Annotated in this window: 20 protein-coding genes; 5 read left to right on the top strand and 15 right to left on the bottom strand. The window is 57.2% G+C overall.

Features of this window, described 5'->3' with window-relative positions:
• The first annotated feature begins 194 nt into the window (after positions 1–194).
• Positions 195–1,004, top strand: coding sequence for a dienelactone hydrolase family protein (locus K7R23_RS06860; protein WP_012907903.1), 810 nt, complete (start codon positions 195–197; stop codon positions 1,002–1,004).
• Between the two features lie 75 nt (positions 1,005–1,079).
• On the opposite strand, the gene metE is transcribed toward K7R23_RS06860, so the two are convergent.
• Positions 1,080–3,341 carry a 5-methyltetrahydropteroyltriglutamate--homocysteine S-methyltransferase gene (gene metE, locus K7R23_RS06855; RefSeq protein WP_012907904.1) on the bottom strand — a complete coding sequence of 754 codons (2,262 nt, stop codon included), beginning with the start codon at positions 3,339–3,341 and terminating at the stop codon, positions 1,080–1,082.
• A 232-nt stretch (positions 3,342–3,573) separates the two neighbouring features.
• Here metE and metR point away from each other — a divergent pair, with 232 nt between their 5' ends.
• A complete protein-coding gene (gene metR / locus K7R23_RS06850; RefSeq protein ID WP_012907905.1) occupies positions 3,574–4,527 on the top strand; it encodes an HTH-type transcriptional regulator MetR in 954 nt (317 codons plus the stop codon).
• On the opposite strand, the gene K7R23_RS06845 is transcribed toward metR, so the two are convergent.
• From K7R23_RS06845 to pldB, 3 genes are all read right to left on the bottom strand, one after another.
• Positions 4,415–5,314 (bottom strand): carboxylate/amino acid/amine transporter, encoded by a 900-nt coding sequence (locus tag K7R23_RS06845; RefSeq protein WP_012907906.1) that lies wholly within the window; start codon positions 5,312–5,314, stop codon positions 4,415–4,417. The genes metR and K7R23_RS06845 overlap by 113 nt on opposite strands.
• 79 nt (positions 5,315–5,393) lie before the next feature.
• Positions 5,394–6,194 (bottom strand): sugar/pyridoxal phosphate phosphatase YigL, encoded by an 801-nt coding sequence (yigL, locus tag K7R23_RS06840; RefSeq protein WP_012907907.1) that lies wholly within the window; start codon positions 6,192–6,194, stop codon positions 5,394–5,396.
• An 8-nt stretch (positions 6,195–6,202) separates the two neighbouring features.
• A complete protein-coding gene (gene pldB / locus K7R23_RS06835; RefSeq protein WP_012907908.1) occupies positions 6,203–7,225 on the bottom strand; it encodes a lysophospholipase L2 in 1,023 nt (340 codons plus the stop codon).
• A gap of 110 nt (positions 7,226–7,335) precedes the next feature.
• Between pldB and rhtB the strand changes: the two genes are divergently transcribed.
• Positions 7,336–7,956: a homoserine/homoserine lactone efflux protein gene (rhtB, locus tag K7R23_RS06830; protein ID WP_012907909.1), complete on the top strand. Its 621-nt coding sequence runs from the start codon at positions 7,336–7,338 to the stop codon at positions 7,954–7,956.
• 144 nt (positions 7,957–8,100) lie between these two features.
• Here the strand turns inward: rhtB and rhtC are convergent, their stop codons facing one another.
• From rhtC to pldA, 3 genes are all read right to left on the bottom strand, one after another.
• Positions 8,101–8,721, bottom strand: coding sequence for a threonine export protein RhtC (gene rhtC / locus K7R23_RS06825; protein ID WP_012907910.1), 621 nt, complete (start codon positions 8,719–8,721; stop codon positions 8,101–8,103).
• Positions 8,722–8,787: 66 nt separating this feature from the next.
• Positions 8,788–10,617, bottom strand: a complete 1,830-nt coding sequence (gene recQ / locus K7R23_RS06820) for an ATP-dependent DNA helicase RecQ (protein WP_012907911.1) — start codon at positions 10,615–10,617, stop codon at positions 8,788–8,790.
• A gap of 76 nt (positions 10,618–10,693) precedes the next feature.
• Positions 10,694–11,563 carry a phospholipase A gene (pldA, locus tag K7R23_RS06815; protein ID WP_012907912.1) on the bottom strand — a complete coding sequence of 290 codons (870 nt, stop codon included), beginning with the start codon at positions 11,561–11,563 and terminating at the stop codon, positions 10,694–10,696.
• 164 nt (positions 11,564–11,727) lie between these two features.
• Here pldA and yigI point away from each other — a divergent pair, with 164 nt between their 5' ends.
• Together yigI and rarD are read left to right on the top strand one after the other, a co-directional pair.
• Positions 11,728–12,195 carry an acyl-CoA thioesterase YigI gene (gene yigI, locus K7R23_RS06810; protein ID WP_012907913.1) on the top strand — a complete coding sequence of 156 codons (468 nt, stop codon included), beginning with the start codon at positions 11,728–11,730 and terminating at the stop codon, positions 12,193–12,195.
• Between the two features lie 43 nt (positions 12,196–12,238).
• On the top strand, positions 12,239–13,135 hold the full coding sequence (gene rarD, locus K7R23_RS06805) for an EamA family transporter RarD (protein WP_012907914.1): 897 nt from the start codon (positions 12,239–12,241) through the stop codon (positions 13,133–13,135).
• 202 nt (positions 13,136–13,337) lie between these two features.
• Here the strand turns inward: rarD and K7R23_RS06800 are convergent, their stop codons facing one another.
• The 8 genes from K7R23_RS06800 to dapF all read right to left on the bottom strand — a co-directional run bounded on the left by K7R23_RS06800 (position 13,338) and on the right by dapF (position 21,472).
• Entirely contained in the window at positions 13,338–14,318 is a 981-nt protein-coding gene (locus K7R23_RS06800) for an IS110-like element ISCro4 family transposase (protein WP_012904434.1), read from the bottom strand.
• Positions 14,319–14,585: 267 nt separating this feature from the next.
• A complete protein-coding gene (corA, locus tag K7R23_RS06795) occupies positions 14,586–15,536 on the bottom strand; it encodes a magnesium/cobalt transporter CorA (protein WP_012907915.1) in 951 nt (316 codons plus the stop codon).
• 151 nt (positions 15,537–15,687) lie between these two features.
• Positions 15,688–15,744, bottom strand: coding sequence for a protein YsgD (gene ysgD / locus K7R23_RS06790; protein WP_211180520.1), 57 nt, complete (start codon positions 15,742–15,744; stop codon positions 15,688–15,690).
• 291 nt (positions 15,745–16,035) lie between these two features.
• Positions 16,036–18,198: a DNA helicase II gene (gene uvrD, locus K7R23_RS06785; protein WP_012907916.1), complete on the bottom strand. Its 2,163-nt coding sequence runs from the start codon at positions 18,196–18,198 to the stop codon at positions 16,036–16,038.
• A 136-nt stretch (positions 18,199–18,334) separates the two neighbouring features.
• Entirely contained in the window at positions 18,335–19,051 is a 717-nt protein-coding gene (gene yigB / locus K7R23_RS06780; RefSeq protein ID WP_012907917.1) for a 5-amino-6-(5-phospho-D-ribitylamino)uracil phosphatase YigB, read from the bottom strand.
• Positions 19,051–19,947: a tyrosine recombinase XerC gene (gene xerC, locus K7R23_RS06775; protein WP_012907918.1), complete on the bottom strand. Its 897-nt coding sequence runs from the start codon at positions 19,945–19,947 to the stop codon at positions 19,051–19,053. The genes yigB and xerC overlap by 1 nt, the downstream gene beginning before the upstream one ends.
• A complete protein-coding gene (locus K7R23_RS06770; RefSeq protein ID WP_012907919.1) occupies positions 19,944–20,651 on the bottom strand; it encodes a DUF484 domain-containing protein in 708 nt (235 codons plus the stop codon). Before K7R23_RS06770 ends, xerC begins: the two co-directional genes overlap by 4 nt.
• Complete coding sequence (dapF, locus tag K7R23_RS06765) at positions 20,648–21,472, bottom strand: diaminopimelate epimerase (protein WP_012907920.1); 825 nt, start codon at positions 21,470–21,472, stop codon at positions 20,648–20,650. The genes K7R23_RS06770 and dapF overlap by 4 nt, the downstream gene beginning before the upstream one ends.
• Positions 21,473–21,503: the final 31 nt, after the last annotated feature.

Genomic DNA, 21,503 nt, shown 5'->3' with positions numbered 1-21,503 from the left:
CCCTTTTTGTGATACCTATCACTTTGAGATAAACCACTTGCATAACATTACGCAATAAAAGTGATAACCCTCACATTAATGCACTGATTTCATCTTTCATTGCACAAAAATTGAACCGAATCAGGCAGTGTGGGTTTGTTAAAGGCTGTCTATAGTTAACACTGCGCTAATTATCTGAGGGTACGGAGAATACCATGACAACATCACAACAAACCGGCTTTGCACCTGCTGCCTCTCCCCTTGCCTCGACAACGGTTCACACCCCGGACGATGCCATTCTTGCGGGCTTCACGACCATTCCCTCACAGGGTGAGGAGATGCCGGCTTACCACGCACGTCCGAAAACAAGCGATACGCCGCTGCCTGTGGTCATTGTAGTGCAGGAAATTTTTGGCGTGCATGAACATATCCGCGACCTGTGCCGCCGTCTGGCGCTGGAGGGATACCTGGCGATCGCGCCTGAGCTCTATTTCCGCGAAGGCGATCCGAATGATTTCGCCGATATCCCTACGCTTATCAATGGCCTGGTAGCCAAAGTGCCCGATTCCCAGGTGCTGGCCGACCTGGACCACGTCGCCAGCTGGGCGTCCCGCAACGGCGGCGATGCTCATCAACTGATGATGACTGGCTTTTGCTGGGGCGGACGTATTACCTGGCTGTACGCGGCGCATAACCCGCAGCTGAAAGCCGCCGTCGCATGGTACGGAAAACTGGTCGGCGATAAGTCGTTGAATTCACCGAAACATCCTGTCGATATCGCCACCGATCTCAACGCCCCGGTGTTAGGGCTTTATGGCGGGCAGGATAACAGCATTCCGCAGGATACCGTCGAAACGATGCGTCAGGCGCTACGCGCCGCTAACGCCAACGCGGAGATTGTGGTTTACCCTGAGGCTGGTCATGCCTTTAATGCCGACTATCGCCCGAGCTACCATGAAGAGTCAGCCAAAGATGGCTGGCAGAGAATGCTGGCGTGGTTTGCGCAGTACGGTGGTAAGAGATAATCGCGGGCCGGGTAAGATGGACTACCGCCAGGTAAATCGCCGGGCGGCGGCGTCGCCTTACCCGGCCTACAGAAATTACCCCTGACGCAGATTCTGCGCGGCCTGCACCATATTCGCCAGCGCCGCGCGGGTTTCCGGCCAGCCGCGGGTTTTCAGGCCGCAGTCCGGGTTAACCCACAGGCGCTGAGCCGGAATACGCTGCGCCGCTTTTCGCAGCAGCCCTTCAATCCACTCCACGCTCGGCACATTCGGCGAGTGAATATCGTAGACGCCCGGCCCGATCTCGTTCGGATAATCAAACTCCTCAAACGACTCCAGCAATTCCATATCGGAACGTGAAGTTTCAATGGTAATCACATCCGCATCCAGCGCGGCGATGGACTCCATGATGTCATTAAACTCGCAGTAGCACATGTGGGTATGGATCTGCGTTTCATCCTTCGCCACCGCGGCGTTGAGGCGAAACGCCTCCACGCTCCATGTCAGATAGGCGTCCCATTCGCTGCGACGCAGCGGCAACCCTTCACGCAGCGCCGGTTCGTCAATCTGAATAATGCCAATCCCGGCGGCTTCCAGATCCGCTACTTCATCACGTAGCGCCAGCGCGATTTGCTTCGCGATGGTTTCACGGCTCACGTCTTCACGCGGGAACGACCAGCAGAGAATCGTTACCGGACCGGTCAACATCCCTTTTACCGGCTTGTCGGTCAGCGACTGCGCGTACTTCGCCCATTCGACGGTGATGGGTTCAGGGCGGCTGACGTCGCCAGTCACCACCGGCGGCTTAACGCAGCGCGAACCGTAGCTCTGCACCCAGCCGTTCTGGGTAAAGACAAAGCCGTCCAGATGCTCGCCAAAGTATTCCACCATGTCGTTACGTTCAGCCTCACCGTGAACCAGCACGTCGAGGCCCAGTCGCTCCTGCTCAACAATCGCCTGCTTAATATGTTCAGCGATGCCGGTACGGTAGTGATTCGCATCCAGATTACCCTTTTTGAAATCCAGCCGCAGGCCGCGAATTTCCGTGGTTTGCGGGAAAGAACCGATCGTGGTCGTCGGCCAGGCGGGTAAGTTAAAACGCGCGCGCTGGGCTTCAGCACGGACTTCGTATGGATTCGCCCGCTGACTGTCCCGTTTGCTAATCGCCGCCAGGCGCTTCGCTACCGCCGCGTTGTGTACGCGCGTTGAGTGTCGACGCGCCTGTATCGGCGCGCTCCATTCGCGAATTGCCGTCGTGTCGCCGCTGTTCAGCGCATCGCGCAGCAGCGCCAGCTCTTCACATTTTTGCAGGGCGAAAGCGAACCAGCTTTTGACTTCCGCATCCAGACGGGTTTCCACGCTCAGATCGATTGGGCTGTGCAGCAGCGAACAGGAAGAAGCAACCCACAGCGCGCGTTCGCCGACAATCGCTTTGATTTGCGCGTATTTTTCCGTCAGATCGGCGCGCCAGACGTTACGACCGTTTACCAGACCGGCAGAGAGCAGCCAGTCAGCGGGCAGACGCTCGTGCAGTTCTGCCACATCGTCTTTACCGTGGACCAGATCGACATGTAGCCCCTGTACCGACAGCGCGGCGATGGTGTCGAGATTCGGCGTTACGCCTTCAAAATAGGTGGTCAGCAGCAGCTTCACCTGTCCTGCGAGCGCCTCATAAGCCGGTTTAAAGGCATCCAGCCAGGCCTGCGGCAGTTCCAGCACCAGCGCAGGTTCATCGATTTGCACCCACTCAACGCCGCGTTTTGCCAGCTCAGCCAGCAGTTGTTGATAAACCGGCAGAATGTCATCAAGCAGGCTCAGACGATCGAACTGCTCGCCTTTCACTTTACCCAGCCACAGATAGGTCAGCGGCCCCAGCAATACAGGCTTTACCCTGTGGCCCAGCTGCCGCGCTTCGTCCACTTCCTCCAGCAGTTGAGTCCAGGTGAGCGCAAATTTTTGCCCCTTCACAAACTCCGGCACCATATAGTGATAGTTGGTGTTAAACCATTTGGTCATTTCCGCTGCGGCAGCCGGTTCACCGGTCGGCGCACGGCCGCGCCCGATGCGGAACAGGGTATCGATATCAACAGAACCGTCTTTGTTCTGATGACGAGCCGGCACGTTGCCCAACAGCAGACTGGTGGTGAGCACATGGTCGTACCAGGCGAAATCGCCCACCGGCAGCAGGTCAATGCCCGCCTGTTTTTGCTGCTCCCAGTGGCGGGCGCGCAGTTCGCGCCCCACCGCCAGCAGTTCTTCACGGGACGCGTTGCCCGCCCAATAGCTTTCTTGCGCTTTTTTCAGCTCGCGACGCAGGCCAACGCGAGGAAAACCGAGGGTGTGATTAATAATTGTCATTTTTATAACCTCATAATGTGTAATCCGAAGGATTTCGGATTCAGGGAAGGCGGCAAACTTGCTCATCCTCAGGAGCTTACTGAAGTAAGTGACTGGGATGAGGAAGTGCAGCCAACGCACCATAAATTCGAAAGACACAGGATTTAGCCATCCAGATGTTTACACATCCATATTTGGCGGTTACTGTATATTCCTCAAGCGCAATTTGCTCATGCCGAAGTGAAGGACTTTCATGATCGAGATTAAACACCTGAAAACGCTCCAGGCGTTGCGGAATACCGGGTCGCTCGCCGCCGCCGCGGCAACGCTACATCAAACCCAGTCCGCCCTGTCCCACCAGTTCAGCGATCTGGAACAGCGCCTTGGCTTCCGGCTGTTTATACGTAAGAGCCAGCCGCTGCGCTTTACGCCGCAGGGCGAGATTTTGTTGCAGCTGGCCAACCAGGTGTTGCCGCAAATTAGCCGCGCGCTACAGGCCTGCAATGAACCGCAGCAAACGCGTCTGCGCATCGCTATTGAGTGCCATAGCTGCATTCAGTGGCTGACCCCGGCGCTGGAAAACTTCCGCGTCAAATGGCCGCAGGTGGAGATGGATTTCAAATCCGGCGTGACCTTTGATCCCCAGCCTGCGCTGCAACAGGACGAGCTGGATCTGGTGTTGACCTCCGACATTCTGCCGCGCAGCGGCCTGCACTATTCGCCGATGTTCGATTTTGAGGTGCGTTTGGTGCTGGCGCCCGACCACCCGCTGGCCGGTAAAACACAGGTCACGCCGGAAGATTTGGCCAGCGAAACGTTGTTGATCTATCCGGTCCAGCGCAGCCGACTGGATGTCTGGCGACATTTCCTGCAGCCTGCGGGGGTCAGTCCGGCGCTGAAAAGCGTGGATAACACGCTGCTGATGATTCAGATGGTAGCGGCAAAAATGGGCATCGCCGCCCTGCCGCACTGGGTGGTGGAGAGTTTTGAACGCCAGGGCCTGGTGGTGACTAAAACCCTGGGCGATGGATTATGGAGCCGCCTCTACGCCGCCGTGCGCGACGGCGAGCAGCGCCAGCCGGTGACCGAAGCGTTTATTCGCTCGGCGCGCAATCACGCCTGCGATCATCTGCCGTTTGTGCGGAGCGCGGAGCGACCCAGCGGCGATGCACCCACAGCGAAGCCAGGATCACAGCCGCGCCTGTAATAAAGCTCGGCCAGTGAGGCTGCTGATGCCAGATCGCCAGATTGACCAGCAGTCCCGCCGGCACATGCATGTTGTTCATAATGCCTAACGTACCGGCGTCCACCTGGGTTGCGCCGTAGTTCCACATGAAGTAGCCAATTCCTGACGCCGCCACGCCCAGAAACACCAGGATACCCCACTGGAGCGACGTTTGCGGCATTTTCTGCCCGTTGCCCAGAGCAAACCAGGCCACCACCGCCACCAGAAACGCGCCGACGTAAAACCAGGCAAAAGCGTTATGCTGCGGCATCGGACGGGTTTCCATCAGGCGCTTATAGCCCACCATGCCAATGGCAAAGCTGATATTGGAAAGCTGGACCAGCAGCAGGCCGGTCCAGAAGTGGTCGGTGACCTGGTCATAACGAATAATCCCGGCGCCAATCACCGCCAGCAGCGCGCTGAACGCATAGCCCCAGCGCAGGCGACGTCTGCTCATCAGGTCATAAATCAGGGTGATATAGAGCGGCGTCAGCACCGTAAACAGCAGCAGTTCAGAAACCGTCAGGTAGAGATAGGCATGGAAACTCAGCATGTACATAATGCCAAGCTGCATCGCGCCCACCAGCATGTACAGCCCTGCCGTTTTCAGGCTATGGCCACGGGTGCGCAGGAACGGCAGAAAGACCAGCGCCGCGAGCCCCACCCGCACCAGCACGGCAAAATAGCTGTCGACATGCCCGGCAAGGTATTCGCCATACAGGCTGAAGGAGAAAGCCCACAGGATGGTGGTAATAATGAGTAACGCCACAATGGATATCTCTGAGAACAAGGAGCATCCATTGTAGCGGAGAGTCAGGTTGACAACTGGCTAACGAATAAACAGTCGATTAACGTAAAAACAGATCGCGCAGGTAGTGCGGCACCGCGTCATCGGCGTTAATGCCGATCACCTCCAGCTGCGGATAGAGATCTTTTAGCCGCTGGTGAGCGTTGCCCATAATGCAGCCTTTGCCCGCCATCGTCAGCATTTCAGCGTCGTTCATGCCGTCGCCAAAGGCGATGCAGTCGGCCAGACTGTAGCCCATCGCCTTCGCTACCGCTTCCAGCGCATGGCCTTTTGAGACGCCGCCAGCCATCACCTCCAGACAGGTAAGCGTGGAGAAACTGACGTTCACGCGATCGCCCCAGCGGGCGTTTATGGCCTGTTCCAGCGGCAACAGCGCTTCATGGCTATCGCTGGTGAAGAACACTTTGCTGACCCCTTCCGGCTCAAGCAGCGCAGGCTCAAACAGCGAATAGTTAAATACCGCCTCTTTAAAAAAACGCATTTCATCCGGACGATGGCGGTTCATAAACCATTCATCGTCACGGTAGACGTTAGTGATGATATCCGGATTCGCATTTACCACGCCAAACAGGTCGCTGGCGATATCGCGATCCAGGTTGTGGGTAAACACCAGATTACCGTCCATATCATGCACCCGCGCGCCGTTAGAGGTGATCATATAGGACCTGATCGCCAGATTATCGCGGATCTGTCCGACATCGACATGGTGACGACCGGTGGCGAAAACAAAGTTAACGCCGCGCGCGGTCAGCAGCTTCAGCGTCTCTTTGGCGTAAGGAGATAAGGTATGGTCGGGCGAGAGCAACGTGCCATCTAAATCAGACGCAACAACCTGATACATATAAAAATTCAACCTCTGAATAAAGCGGTTTCCGCTGGTGAGTTATGCTTGTTGAAAAAATCAACAATAGCGTTAAGCGCGACTGAGCGCATGGCGTCCTTTTCAAAAAGGATCTCATGGTACGCGCCTTTAATGACCAGCGGTTGCTCCCCTTCGACCGGGTACCCCGCCGCAGCGCGAATTTCACAATAACGATCGTGCATGCGGTTATCCACCACACGCTCTTCTTCTGCCTGAATCAATAGCGTCGGCGTGGCGTCATCGCCCGCCCCGGCCAGCACCTGCTCCGCCGCCAGAATGCCTTCGCGCACCCAGTGGTAGGTCGGACCGCCGACGCGCAGCTGCGGCTCGTCAGCATAAAAACGCAGGTTACGCCGGTAACGCTGTCGGCTATGCGTTAACAGATTCATGCCGAACGGCAACGCCCGCCAGCGCCCGGTGCCGATAGCGTAACCTTCGCGGAACCGCGGATGCCCCTCAGCCCAGTCGAGAATATGCCGCACCACCCAGTCGGGCAGACGCATCATAATCCCGAACATCGGCGCGCAGAGCGCGATGGCATCGCACTGGTGCGGATGACGTTGCAGAAACAGCGTCGCAATCGCGCCGCCCATTGAGTGCGCCAGAATATAGCGTTTCCGCCACGGCCCCGGCTGGACCTCCTGCTGCCAGAACGCGGTTAAATCATCCACATAGTCGTTAAAGTTTTCGACATGACCACGATGTGGATCGGACAGCATACGCCCTGAACGCCCCTGACCGCGATGGTCGATAATGAGAATATCGAAGCCCTCATGAAACAGGTCATAGGCCAGTTCGGCGTATTTAACGTAGCTTTCGATACGTCCCGGACAAATCACAATGACCCGATCGTTCTTCCCGGCGCAAAAACGGACGAAACGCACCGGCAAATTATCCACGCTGGTAAATTCCGCTTCCTCGCGCTGGCGCCAGAAATCGGTCAGAGGCCCCATTGCAAAAGCCGCGAACGCATTTTCTCTTGTTTCCCAGTCTTTTTGCTGCTGAAACATCGGATATCCAGCCTCGTTTGCCCGGTAAAATCATTTTTTCGCCGTTGCCTGATACAACCGCGCAACAGTAGGGTATTGTGGCATAAAAACAGACAAGCAGGGAATTTCACATGACCTTTGAATGGTGGTTCGCCTACCTTTTGACTGCCATAATTCTGAGCCTTTCGCCCGGCTCTGGCGCTATTAACACCATGACCACCGCCATCAACCACGGCTATCGTGGCGCAGCGGCGTCCATCGCCGGGTTACAGACTGGCCTTGCGATACATATTGTGCTGGTCGGCGTCGGCCTGGGAACGCTGTTCTCGCGCTCGCTGCTCGCCTTTGAGGTGCTGAAATGGGCGGGCGCGGCCTATCTGATCTGGCTGGGCATCCAGCAGTGGCGCGCAGCGGGCGCAATAGATCTGAATACGATGGCGAATACCCGCTCCCGCGGGCGACTTTTTCAACGCGCCGTGCTGGTGAATCTGACCAATCCGAAAAGCATTGTCTTTCTCGCCGCGCTGTTCCCGCAGTTCATTATGCCGAAGGAGCCGCAGCTGATGCAGTATCTCATCCTCGGCGTCACGACGATTGTGGTCGACATCGTGGTGATGATTGGTTACGCCACGCTGGCGCAGCGCATCGCGCAATGGATTAAAGGGCCGAAGCAGATGAAAGCGCTGAATAAAGCGTTTGGTTCGCTGTTTATGCTGATAGGGGCGCTACTGACCACGGCAAGGCATGCGTAATAAATGGAATCACGTTCGCAATGCATTGTTAACTTGCTGATAAACGACAGGGAGCAGACTGGGAACACACAAGATGTTCAGGTGGTATAAACTGGCGCAGTAGCAGGACATTCGCCCGGGTATGATGCCCGGGCGGGAAGAAGATCAGCGCGAAATGATCAAATGGATGCCAAACCCGGCGAACAGCGCGCCGGCAACGCCATCGATCCATTTCGCCAGCCGCTGATAGCCGCGACGCATCCGCGGCAGCGCGAACAGGCTGGCCACCACCGTAAACCATGCGAATGTCTCCACGATAATCAGCACGAAAATCCCCCAGCGCGCGGCAGTGCCGACGTTATCGCCAACAAACAGAGAGAACACCGAGCCGAAATAGATAATCGCTTTCGGATTGGCCAGGTTAGTCAGCAGACCTTTCAGGAAGCTGCGCCCGCTTTGCGCCAGTTCAACCTGAGGCGCAGGCGCGGCTGCGTCCTGCTTTTTCAGCGCCCCACGCAGCATCTGGTAGCCCATCCAGCACAGATACAGGCCGCCGCCGACCATAATAATGGTGTGCAGCCAGGCCATTTTTTGGATAATCAGATGCAGGCCGAGCAGCGCGATGCCCGCCCAGACCATGACGCCGCAGGTGATCCCCAGCACACCCATCATCGCTTCTTTACGTGAGCGGCTGACGGCGGTCTGCGAAACGAAAAAGAAATCCGGACCCGGGCTCATCAGCGCCACAATGTGCACCATCGCCACGGTGAGAAATAACATAAGCATGATCGATATACTCGCGGGGGAAATAGTTCAGTGAGTCACCATCCTGACACTTTTTTGCCGGGCTGGCTACTCCTCATCGTCACCGTCGACGTGGGCGCGAATCAGCGCCATAAACTCTTTACCGAAGCGCTCCAGTTTGCGCATACCCACGCCGTTAACGCTGAGCATTTCGCTGGCGGAAACCGGCATCTGTTCCGCCATCTCAATCAGCGTAGCATCGTTAAACACCACGTATGGCGGGATGTTCTCTTCATCAGCAATCGCTTTACGCAGCTTGCGCAGTTTGGAAAACAGTTTGCGATCGTAATTGCCGCCAAAGGATTTCTGCATGACCCGCGGCTTAAGAGCGACGATACGCGGAACGGCCAGCTGCAGCGACGCTTCGCCGCGCAGCACCGGGCGCGCCGCGTCGGTCATTTGTAACGCCGAATGCTGGGCGATATTCTGCATCACCAGTCCCAGATGAATCAGCTGACGGATCACGCTGACCCAGTGCTCATGGCTCTTCTCGCGACCCATGCCGTAAACCTTGAGCTTGTCGTGGCCCAGTTCGCGGATGCGCTGGTTGTTCGCGCCGCGGATCACCTCAACCACGTAGCCCATCCCGAAACGCTGATTTACCCGCCCGATAGTCGAGAGGGCAATCTGCGCATCCTTCAGGCCATCATAGCGTTTTGGCGGATCGAGACAGATATCGCAGTTGCCGCACGGCTCCTGCCGCCCTTCGCCAAAGTAGTTCAGCAGCACCAGACGGCGACAGGTCTGCGCCTCGGCAAACGCCCCCATCGCATTGAGCTTGTGTCGCTCTATATCCTGCAACTGGCCCTGCGGTTTCTCTTCCAGACAGCGGCGCAGCCACGCCATATCCGCCGGATCGTAAAACAGCATCGCTTCCGCTGGCAGACCGTCGCGACCAGCGCGACCGGTTTCCTGATAGTAGGATTCAATGTTGCGCGGAATATCAAAATGGACCACAAAGCGCACGTTGGGCTTGTTGATGCCCATCCCGAACGCCACGGTCGCCACCACGATTTGCAGATCGTCGCGCTGGAATTTCTCCTGCACGTCGGCGCGAACGTGATTCTCCAGCCCCGCATGGTATGCCGCCGCGCTGAGCCCCCGGCTTTGCAGGCGCGCAGCGGTGTCTTCCACCTTCGCCCGGCTATTGCAGTAAATGATGCCGGACTTGCCGCGCTGCTCCTGCACGTAGCGCATCAGCTGGTCGAGAGGCTTAAATTTCTCCATCAGCATGTAGCGAATGTTGGGCCGGTCAAAGCTGCTGATCTGAATTAAGGGGTCGTTGAGGCCTAATAAACGAACAATATCCAGCCGGGTGGTTTCATCCGCCGTGGCGGTCAGCGCCATAAACGGTAGCGCAGGGAAGCGCTGGCGAAGCTGGCCTAACGCCGCGTATTCCGGGCGGAAATCGTGGCCCCACTGGGAAATACAGTGCGCCTCATCGACGGCCAGCAACGCCGGATTCCAGTGCGCCAGATGCTCAAGAAAGTTATCCAGCATCAGCCGCTCAGGCGCGATATACAGCAGGCGGATTTTCCCGCTGCGGCATCCGGCCATCACCTCAAGCTGCTGTTCACGCGTCTGGGTCGAATTCAGGCAGGCCGCCGCCACGCCGTTCGCCAGCAGCTGATCGACCTGGTCTTTCATCAGGGAGATCAGCGGCGATACCACAACCGTCAGGCCATTAAGCAGTAAGGCGGGAATTTGATAGCACAGCGATTTTCCGCCGCCGGTCGGCATCACCACCAGGCAGTCGCGTCCGGACATAACGGTGTCAATGATCGCTTCCTGACCCGGGCGGAACTGTTGGTAGCCAAAGGTTTCCTGCAAAACCTGTTTAGCCCCGGACTCCAGATTCATCACTTCCGCCTGCGCCACATTCACCCCGTTCGCCCATCAAACAAAACAGGCGCTATTTTCAGCGCCTGAGAGAGAAACTGCAATGTTTAATCGATCAGAAGATGTCGTTAAGCATCACGCCAACGCCCACGCGCGTCTGGTTAAAGTTATAGTCGATAAGTGATTCGCCATAGCCGCTGTACACCTGGGTGTAGAGACGGACGTGCTTCGTCAGCGGATAGCTCAGACCCAGCTCGGCGCCGCCGTAGCCGGTATTCCAGTTATATTGTCCCTTCGCGCTCAGCACCGCATCGCCCAGGTGATAACCGATCTTCAGCTGATAGTAGCCCATATATTTGGTGATATCCGGGTTATCGTCAGTGCTGCCGATGACATACCACGGCTTCACTTCCACCAGCCAGTTGCCGTTTTGCGCCATCAGGCGCGTGTAAAGACGGTTCCAGCTGCGGGAGGTCGGGTCGGAGCGGCCATTGGAATCGTGGTTGTAGCCCATTTCAATATCGCGCAGCGTCCAGCCCGCAAAGCGATAGTCGGTCGCAAAGCCGAGAAACAGCTGCGGCTCATAGTTAGTTTCCCGAAACGGCGCAGACTCTTCGCTGTTGGACAACTGCCACCAGGATTTCTGCGTATACGATGCGCCAAGCACCGAGTTCGGTCCGAGGATCCCCCGCCACAGCGGGAACGCCAGGCTCAACTGGAATTTCACTTCATCTTTACGGGCGTTTTCAGACCAGTTATAGGTGCTGATCGCTTCTTTGTTTAGGTCGCTGGTATTGGTGTAGATCAGGTAGTTAGTGTCGTAAGGGTAAAGCGTGAACGGGTTATCATGCTCTACCAGCATATTGGCGATAATGCTGCCCTGTACCGCTGGCGTATCATGTACTTCTTTTACCGTCGCTTCTTGCGCAAATGCTGCCACTGGCAGCATGGCGGCTGCCGTTAACCCACCCAGAATCGCCCGCATTCGTGTTGTTCTCCTGAACAAAATATTTAAGATTTGAATAAAATTGTGCCTGTCATTCTACATATTTACACACGCCGCGGTTAGTTATCCCGTCTTAAAGTAGAAATCAACAAACAAGAAGCATAACATCAACATTTCATTAACCAATGGAGTGACAAAATCGTATGTCTGCTGTTCTCACCGCGGAGCAAGCCCTGAAGCTTGTGGGCGAAATGTTTGTCTATCATATGCCGTTTAACCGGGCGCTGGGGCTGGAGCTGGAACGCTACGAAAAAGACTTTGCCCAACTGGCCTTTACAAATCAGCCGATGATGGTTGGCAACTGGGCGCAAAGCATTCTGCATGGCGGGGTCATCGCCTCTGCGCTGGATGTCGCCGCCGGGCTGGTTTGCGTCGGCAGCACGCTAACCCGTCATGAGACGATCGGCGAAGACGAACTGCGCCAGCGCCTGTCGCGCATGGGTACGATCGACCTGCGTGTCGACTACCTGCGTCCGGGCAGAGGCAACCGCTTCACCGCTACCAGCAGCCTGCTGCGGGCCGGGAACAAAGTCGCCGTGGCGCGGGTGGAATTGCATAACGAAGATCAGCTTTACATTGCCAGCGCCACCGCCACTTATATGGTAGGGTAAAACACGATAAACTGTTGTTACATTTCAGACATGAGTTTTCCCGATGGATGCAAAGCAAACGCGGCAGGGCGTTTTACTCGCTCTTGCCGCTTATTTTATTTGGGGCGTGGCTCCCGCGTACTTCAAGCTGATTCATTACGTTCCCGCTGACGAAATTCTGACCCATCGCGTGATCTGGTCATTTTTCTTTATGGTGGCGCTGATGAGCGTCAGCCGTCAGTGGTCAGGCGTTAAAACGCTGCTGCAAACGCCAAAGAAGGTGTTCCTGCTGGCGCTCTCTGCCGTACTCATCGGCGGCAACTGGCTGCTGTTTATCTGGGCGGTCAACAACCATCATATGCTGGAGGCCAGCCTCGGTTACTTTATCAACCCGCTAGTGAATATCCTGCTGGGGATGCTGTTTCTTGGCGAACGCTTTCGCCGGATGCAGTGGCTGGCGGTGATCCTGGCGGTGTGCGGCGTGCTGGTGCAGCTATGGACCTTCGGTTCGCTGCCGATTATCGCGCTGGGCCTGGCCTTCAGCTTTGCCTTTTACGGCCTGGTGCGCAAGAAGATCGCTGTTGAAGCGCAAACCGGGATGCTATTCGAAACGCTATGGCTGTTGCCGGTGGCGGCAATTTATCTGTTCGGTATTGCCGACAGCCCAACCAGCCATATGGGGCAAAACCCGATGTCGCTCAACCTGCTGCTGATCGCCGCGGGCGTCGTGACCACCGTACCGCTGCTGTGCTTTACCGGCGCGGCGACGCGCCTGCGTCTCTCAACGCTGGGCTTTTTCCAGTACATTGGCCCAACGCTGATGTTCCTGCTGGCGGTGACGTTTTACGGCGAAGTACCGGGCGCGGATAAGATGGTGACCTTCGCCTTTATCTGGGTGGCGCTGGCGATATTTGTGATGGATGCGGTGTATACCCAGCGCAGAGCGCGTAAGGGGTTGTAACGCCTTCCGCCGGATGGCGGCTGCGCCTTATCCGGCCTACATTAACGTGCACTTGTGAGCCGGATAAGCGAAACGCCACCGGATATGAGGGACGTAGATACTGTTATCGCCTGCAAGCTTTTTTATTTTCCGCCTTACCGGATTGCAGGCATACCAGTCACAGCGCCGTCAGGCGCTGTTTTTTCATCCCTTCCACCATATTTTACGCTGCTACCGGATTATGCCGGGACGCATCGAACGGCACGCCTGACTTCAGAACACCGTACGCCACCTGCGCCAGCTTGCGCATCATCGCACCGATTATCACTTTCCCTTTTTTACCGTTCCCTGCCAGACGGTCACGGAACGCTCTTCCCCATTCCGTTTTACTTACCGCCACCATCGCAGGCATATACAGCGCCCTGCGAAGCGACGCATGTCCGGCTTTACTCATCCGGCTGGCCCTGTTCACACTGCTGCCTGATTCATACCGCCGCGGCGTCAGACCCGCAAAAGCGGCGAACTGCCTGGCATGGGTGAAGCGCTCCTTCAGACCGGTATAAGCCAGTAATACCGCGGACGTTTTCTCCCCGATGCCCGGGATACTTTCCAGCAGCTTCCTGCGGTGCTTCATATCCGGGTCATCATCCGTCAGGTCCTTTATCTGCTTTTCGATGCGCTTAAGTTCGGCATGAAGCCACAGCAGATGGGCGTCTATACTCGGACGCTGCACCTCACGCGCTGTCTCCAGGCGGTTCAGCTCCTGCGTGTGCATGTCCGTCAGCGACTGATGGCGCAGCACCAGAGCCCGCAGGGCCCGTTCAACCGGATGCGGGGCTTCCCACGCCGGAGGGCGCTTCTGACGACAGAACTCTGCCAGCATACGGGCATCCACTGCATCGGTTTTGCTGCGCAGACCTTCACTCTGTGCAAAGGCTTTACCCAGGGCGGGGTTGATGACGGAGACGGTGTAACCGGCATCACTGAGATGAGCGGCAACGTCTTCCATATACGTACTGGTGGCTTCCATGCAGATATGTGCCGGTGCCACGCGATGACCGCTGAGCCAGCGGAGAAGTTCGTCGTGGCCCTTCGGGGTGTTGGCAAATTTTTTGCTGCGGTGACGGCCATCAGGCCGCAACACATCGACATCCAGCTTAGCTTTAGAGACATCGATACCGATAAAATGAAGTTCCTGTTCCATAGTGAGACCAGCCTTGTGAATGCGGATTACCGGGAAAACCGGTCCATGATACTGTCCGGTTTGTCACTTGTGGAGAACGGCGGTCCGCTGCATAAATCTACGTCACAGGTTATTAGCCTGAGGCCTGATACGGCATGCGGACCGCATGGCAGAGAGAACTGGCCGGTTCTCCCTGCACTGAAGGGATAATACAAGGCCGGATAAGCGCAGCGCCATCCGGCATGAGGGAGCGTAGGCCCGGTAAGCGCAACGCCACCGGGCGGAATATCAAAGCCAGTTCTTCCGCTTAAAGTACAGATACGGCGCCAGTCCGGCGAGGATCATAAAAATAATCGCGCCAGGATAACCGAAGCTCCACTTCAGCTCCGGCATAAACTCAAAGTTCATCCCGTAGCTGGAGGCCACCAGCGTCGGCGGCAGGAACACCACGGAAACCACCGAGAAGATCTTGATGATGCGGTTCTGCTCAATGTTGATAAAACCCATCGCCGCCTGCATCAGGAAGTTGACCTTCTGGAACAGCGATTCATTGTGCGGCAGCAGAGACTCGATATCGCGCAGGATCTCCCGCGCCTGCTCCAGCTGACCGCCCGGCAGACGCGCTTTGCGCACCAGGAAATTCAGCGCGCGCTGGGTATCCATCAGACACAGACGCACCTTCCAGCCGATATCTTCCAGCTCCGCCAGGGTGGAGAGCGCCTCGTCATACTCATCGCCCTGATGCCCTTCCATGATCACACGGCTGAGCTGCTCCAGGTCGCTGTAAATATTTTCAATTTCATCCGCCAGCTGTTCGATTTTGGTTTCGAACAGATCGAGCAGCAGTTCGTAAGCGTTGCCGTCGATCATCGCCTGGCTACGGGCGCGCATACGATACAGCCGGAACGCCGGTAGCTCGCGCTCGCGCAGGGTAAACAGACGGCCATCGCGGATGGTGAACGCCACCGTTGAGTTACCGGCGTGATCCTCCGCATCTTCAAAGAAGAAAAAGGAGTGGATGTGCAGACCATCCTCATCTTCAAAAAAACGCGCGGAGGCTTCGATGTCTTCCAGTTCAGGGCGGGTCGCCAGGCTCTGGCCCAGCTCCGATTGTACGCGCAGACGCTCGTCGTCGTCCGGTTCGACAAGGTCGACCCATACGGCGTCAATCAGGGTTTGTGATTCTTCGACTTCCAGCCGGCTCAGTCGATTGTTTTCCAGTTGAAATGCGCTCAGCATGACCGGGACTCCCAATGCTTAAAAATATCGGACAGTTCGGTGGGCACACAGAAACAAATTGGGTTTCAGACCATAAAAGCCTGACTCAGCGCGACGGGAAAGAATACAGGTCGCTGACAACCGCTAAGGCTATCAGCAAAAAGGGATAGCCTTAGGAGTTGATCCTGGATGACAGGATAGTGAGCCAGTATCTACTGGGTGTGTCCAAGGCGAATGTCCTCATAGCGTAATCGTGCGCGCATGTTACGCCAGCGGCAATATGGCGTCAACACGCAACGGAACGCGAAAAAGTAATAATTTCCCCTTATACAAAAAGGTTAGCAGAGCAGGGGGATTTATCTATGATTTCAGAATATTAAGCGGCAGTCTGCCGGGGAAAAGGGTAAACCTGATAAGCGTACGACATCCATGCCGGATGGCGGCGTAAACGCCTTATCCGGCCTACAAATCAAAATATTACGCTTCACGTAGGCCTGATAAGCATAGCGCCATCAGGCAATCAAACCGTTTCCAGCTTCGCGTAGGCAGCGACCAGCCATTTGATCCCCTGCCCCTGGAAGGCGACCTGCAAACGGCTGTGCTCGCCGCTGCCTTCCAGATTCACGATGGTGCCTTCGCCGAACTTCGCATGACGCACGCGCTGGCCCAGCTTGTAGCCGGTATCGTTTTCCGCAATGGGTGTGCCCATCCGCTGATGGCTCACCGGTCGGCTGACCGTGGCGCGCAGGCGAACTTCCTCCACACACTCTTCCGGCAGCTCGCCGATAAAGCGCGACGGGCGATGATAGACCTCTTTGCCGTACAGACGGCGCGTTTCGGCATAAGTTAAGGTGAGTTTTTGCATCGCGCGGGTGACGCCAACGTAGGCCAGACGGCGCTCCTCTTCCAGACGACCGCCTTCATCGAGCGACATCTGGCTCGGGAACATCCCCTCTTCCATCCCGACGATAAACACCTGCGGGAACTCCAGCCCTTTCGCCGAGTGCAGGGTCATTAACTGCACCGCATCCTGCCAGGTATCCGCCTGCCCTTCGCCCGCTTCCAGCGCCGCGTGCGAGAGAAACGCCTGCAACGGCATTAAATCTTCGTCTTCTTCGTTGTAGCTGAACTGGCGCGTCGCCGTCACCAGTTCCTCTAAGTTTTCAATACGGGTCTGCCCCTTCTCGCCTTTCTCCTGCTCGTACATGGTGCGCAGGCCGGAGTCTCTGATGACCCGATCGGTCTGTACGTGCAGCGGCATATCGGCGGTTTCCTGCGCCAGCGCGTCGATAAGCTCCATAAAGCGTTGCAGCGCGCTGGCGGCGCGTCCGGCCAGCGCTTTCTCCTGCAACAGCTCGCGACAGGCCTGCCACAGCGTAAGCTGACGATCGCGCGAGGTCTGGCGCACCACGTCCAGAGTCCGATCGCCAATTCCGCGGGTCGGGGTATTCACCACGCGTTCAAAGGCGGCGTCGTCATTACGGTTGGCGATCAGGCGCAGATAAGAAAGCGCGTCTTTAATCTCCTGGCGTTCGAAGAAGCGCATACCGCCATAGATCCGGTACGGCATACTCGCCTGCAGCAAAGCCTCTTCCAGTACGCGCGACTGAGCGTTGCTGCGATAGAGGATGGCGCACTGCTCAAGCGCCCCGCCGTTGTCCTGCCAGGTCTTGATGCGGTTAACCACAAAGCGCGCTTCGTCCAGTTCGTTAAACGCGCAGTAGAGCGAAATCGGCTCGCCGTCGACGCCGTCGGTCCACAGTTTTTTGCCCAGACGCCCGTTGTTGTTCTCAATCAGGGCGTTGGCCGCGCTGAGGATATTGCTGGTCGAACGGTAGTTCTGTTCCAGACGAATGGTCTGCGCGCCGGGGAAGTCGTTGAGGAAGCGCTGGATGTTTTCCACCTGCGCGCCGCGCCAGCCGTAGATCGACTGATCGTCATCGCCGACGATCATCACCTTACCGGTATCGCCCGCCAGCAGGCGCACCCAGGCGTACTGAATGTTGTTGGTATCCTGGAATTCGTCCACCAGGATATTGGTGAACCGCTCGCGGTAGTGCTGGAGAATGTGCGGTTTGTTGAGCCACAGCTCATGGGCGCGCAGCAGCAGCTCGGCGAAATCCACCAGCCCGGCGCGATCGCACGCCTCCTGATAGGCCTGATACACCTTCTGCCAGGTCTGTTCCACCGGATTACCGAAGCTTTGCAGATGATGCGGACGCAGCCCTTCATCTTTCTGGCCGTTGATGTACCACATCGCCTGGCGCGGCGGCCACTGCTTGTCGTCGAGGTTCATCGCCTTCATCAGACGTTTGAGCAAACGCAGCTGATCTTCGCTGTCGAGGATCTGGAAATCCTGCGGCAGGTTCGCGTCCATATGGTGCGCGCGCAGCAGCCGGTGCGCCAGCCCGTGGAAGGTGCCGACCCACATCCCGCCCTGGCTGGTGCCCATCAGTTGGCCGATACGGTGGCGCATCTCCGCCGCCGCCTTGTTGGTGAAGGTCACCGCCATAATCGAATAGGGCGAGTTGTTCTCCACGGTCAGCAGCCAGGCAATGCGGTGCACCAGCACGCGGGTTTTACCGCTCCCCGCCCCCGCGAGCACCAGCATGTTGCTACGTGGCGCGGCCACCGCTTCACGCTGTTTATCATTGAGGCTGTCAAGCAGGTAAGAAACGTCCATTGGCACCGCCGCGTAAAAACATGAAATCAGAAACCGCCCGGTGGCGCTTCGCTTACCGGACCTGCGTTGTCGTAGGGCGGATAAGCGCAGCGCCATCCGCCAGAATGCCTGGGAATTTATACAGAACTGTTGACGATTATATCAGCGAGGTCAGAGATGCCAACCGCGAAATTTCCATATGCGGCAGCAATCGACTATCAAACGTCTGCATCAGGTCGGCATTTTGCGGTTTGATCCAGCAGGCCTGCAAACCGCTGCGGATCGCCCCGGCAACGTCGGTGGTCAAATCGTCGCCGACGTGCAGGATCCCGCCGGGCGGCAGGTTGAGCTTTTCCGCCGCCAGCAGGTACATGTCGCTGAACGGCTTTGAACGCCCGTCCGGACCGGCACGCAACACAAAGGTAAAGTAGTCGCCAAGACCAAACAGTTCCGGCCGGGCGTTGCCGTTAGTGATCGCCACCAGCGGCCACTTCTTCGCTAACGCTTTCAGCGTGTCGTGGGTTTCCGCGGGAACGTCCACCTGACTGCGCCATTTGGCAAAGTTTATCATCGCGGCGTTAGCGCCAGCCGCCGCTTCTTCCGCCGAAAGGCCCGCGTTGAGCATCGCCTGCTCCACCGCACGGTGTCGCCAGCGGGTGACATCGTGATAGATCTCCGGCTCCGCTTCCCGCACCACCTGACGCAGCTGTTGCAGATCGGCGTTCTGAATCGTGCGCAGCGCCGGGTGATAACTTTGCACAAAGGCGAGCGCTTCCTGCTCGGTGCGCAGGATAACCGGACGGTTATCATACAGGGTGTCATCGAGATCGAAGGTGATCGCACTGATCTGCCCTAAGGAGCGGTAAAAACGCATTATTTCCCCCGTTTGGCGCGCGGATGCGCCGCATCGTACACCGAGGCAAGGTGTTGAAAATCAAGGTGTGTATAGATCTGCGTGGTGGAGAGGTTAGCGTGCCCCAACAGCTCCTGTACGCCACGCAGGTCGCCGCTCGACTCCAGCATGTGGGTCGCAAAGGAGTGGCGTAATTTGTGGGGATGCACATGGCTGTTCAGCCCTTGCTTAATGCCCCACTCAGCGAAGCGCTTTTGCACATTACGCGCGGAAATACGCTTGCCGAGTTTCGACAGGAACAGCGCGTTTTCCTCGCAGCCAAACAGCCCGCGCAGATCCAGCCAGTGTTCGATCCACGCCACCGCGTTACGGCCAATCGGCAGACGGCGCTCTTTGCTGCCTTTGCCCATTACCCATACTTCGCCGGTGTCGAGATCGAGATGATTGATATCCAGCCCCACCAGTTCCGACAAACGCAGCCCCGCGCCGTACATCACCTCCAGCATCGCCCGGTCGCGCACGGCGAGCGGATCGTTAAGGTCAATATCCAGCAGGCGGTTCACGTCGTCGACGTCGATATTTTTCGGCAGATGGCGCGGGGCCTTAGGCGCCGAAACGCCTTTCGCCGGGTTAGCATTCAGTTTGCCTTCGCTGACTATCCAGTCAAAGAAACTGCGCAGCGCGGAAAGACGTAACGCCAGGCTGGCGGGACCAAGCCCTTTACGACGGCTACGCACCGCGAAACTGCGCACCATCGCGGCGTCACACTGCTGCCAGCTCTCCAGTCCCGCCTCTGCGGCGAGGGCGATGATAGCGTCAAGCTGGCGCTGATAATTCTTTAAGGTAATGGGGCTAAGCTGCCGCTCCACGCCGAGATAGCGCAGGAAGCGGTCGACGTCGGTGTGAAAATCGCTCATACGCGTTCAATCCAGCGCTCCAGCAGATCCGGCATCATCAGCGCTATTTCCTGCAACAGTTGCGTGCCCTGCCCCTGCTGGTAATGATGCACATCGCGGCTGCTGAACAGAATGACGCCCAGATCGCCGTCACGCCCCAGCATCGACATCGCCACCGACCCAATAGCTTTGGCTTCCGGCAGCACCACCAGCAGTTCCGGGCCGTTTAACGGTCCCAGATAGTGCCGCTCCTGCCCGAGACGCTGAATACGCAGCGGCTCGAAAGCCTGACGGCTTAACGCCAGATGGGTGTAACTCGACGGCGCGCCAAGCCGCCAGCGGTCGGGAAACAGACGCACCGTCGCGCCCGCCAGCCCCAGATCGCGCGCCCAGCGATGGAAGCGCATCAGCATATCGTCCAGACTGCTCGCCGCAACCAGACGGCTCTGCAGATGCAGAAGACGATAAAACAGACTTTCGTTGGCGGTCGCCTGCGCCATCAGCAGCGACATGTTCTCTTCAAGAACGTTGATGTGGTTGCGCGCGCGCGCCATATGCCACTCAACAAGCGATACCGTGCCGCGCACCGGATGGGGAACGCGCATCGATTCCACCGCGTGCGCATTGCGGATAAAGAATTCAGGATTCTTTTGCAGATAGTCGACGACCGCCCGGTCATCGAGTTCCATAAGCGTTTCCTGTAGTCCTTCTCCTGGCTGCTTCATAGATGGATAAACCCGTCGTAAACATGTGTCGCCGGGCCTGTCATGTATAACGGATGGCCCGGCCCTTTCCAGACGATATCAAGGCGACCGCCCGTTAATTCCACGCGCACTTCGTCAGCCAGCAGCCCCTGCTGGATGCCAACGGCGACCGCCGCGCACGCGCCGCTGCCGCAGGCCTGCGTTTCTCCCGTGCCGCGCTCGTAAACGCGTAAACGAATATGCTCGCGCTTCACGACCTGCATAAAACCGATATTCGCCCGTTCCGGAAAACGTTCATGGCTTTCCAGCACCGGTCCCAGCGTCTCCACCGCCGCGGTGTCGACATTGTCGACCTGTAACACGCAGTGCGGGTTGCCCATTGAAACCACGCCGCACAATATGGTCTGCTCAGCCGCGCGCATAATATAGGTCTTTTCCGCTTTGTTAGCGCGAAAAGGCACCTGCGACGGCTCAAAGTTGGGTTCCCCCATATTGACGCGCACCAGTTCGTCATCCGTTACGCTCAGCACCATTCGGCCATTGGCCGTGCTGACGCGGATATCGCGCTTATTGGTCAACCCTTTCAGGCGTACGAAGCGGGCAAAACAGCGCGCGCCGTTACCGCACTGGGCGACTTCACTGCCATCGGCATTAAAAATACGGTAATGAAAATCCAGCTCCGGATCGTAGGGCGGCTCCACCACCAGCAGCTGGTCAAACCCCACCCCAAGATGCCTGTCAGACAAACGACGGATCAGTTCTGGTGAAAAAAAGACATTCTGCGTTACCGCGTCGACGACCATAAAATCGTTGCCAAGGCCATGCATTTTAGAGAATTGCATCATTCACTCCGTTCACGCGGGGACAGAAACA

Origin of the sequence: Citrobacter rodentium NBRC 105723 = DSM 16636 (assembly GCF_021278985.1) — a bacterium.
Classification (GTDB): domain Bacteria; phylum Pseudomonadota; class Gammaproteobacteria; order Enterobacterales; family Enterobacteriaceae; genus Citrobacter_A; species Citrobacter_A rodentium.
Note: the sequence above shows the minus strand (reverse complement) of the source record. Positions and strands in the feature narration are given on the sequence as shown.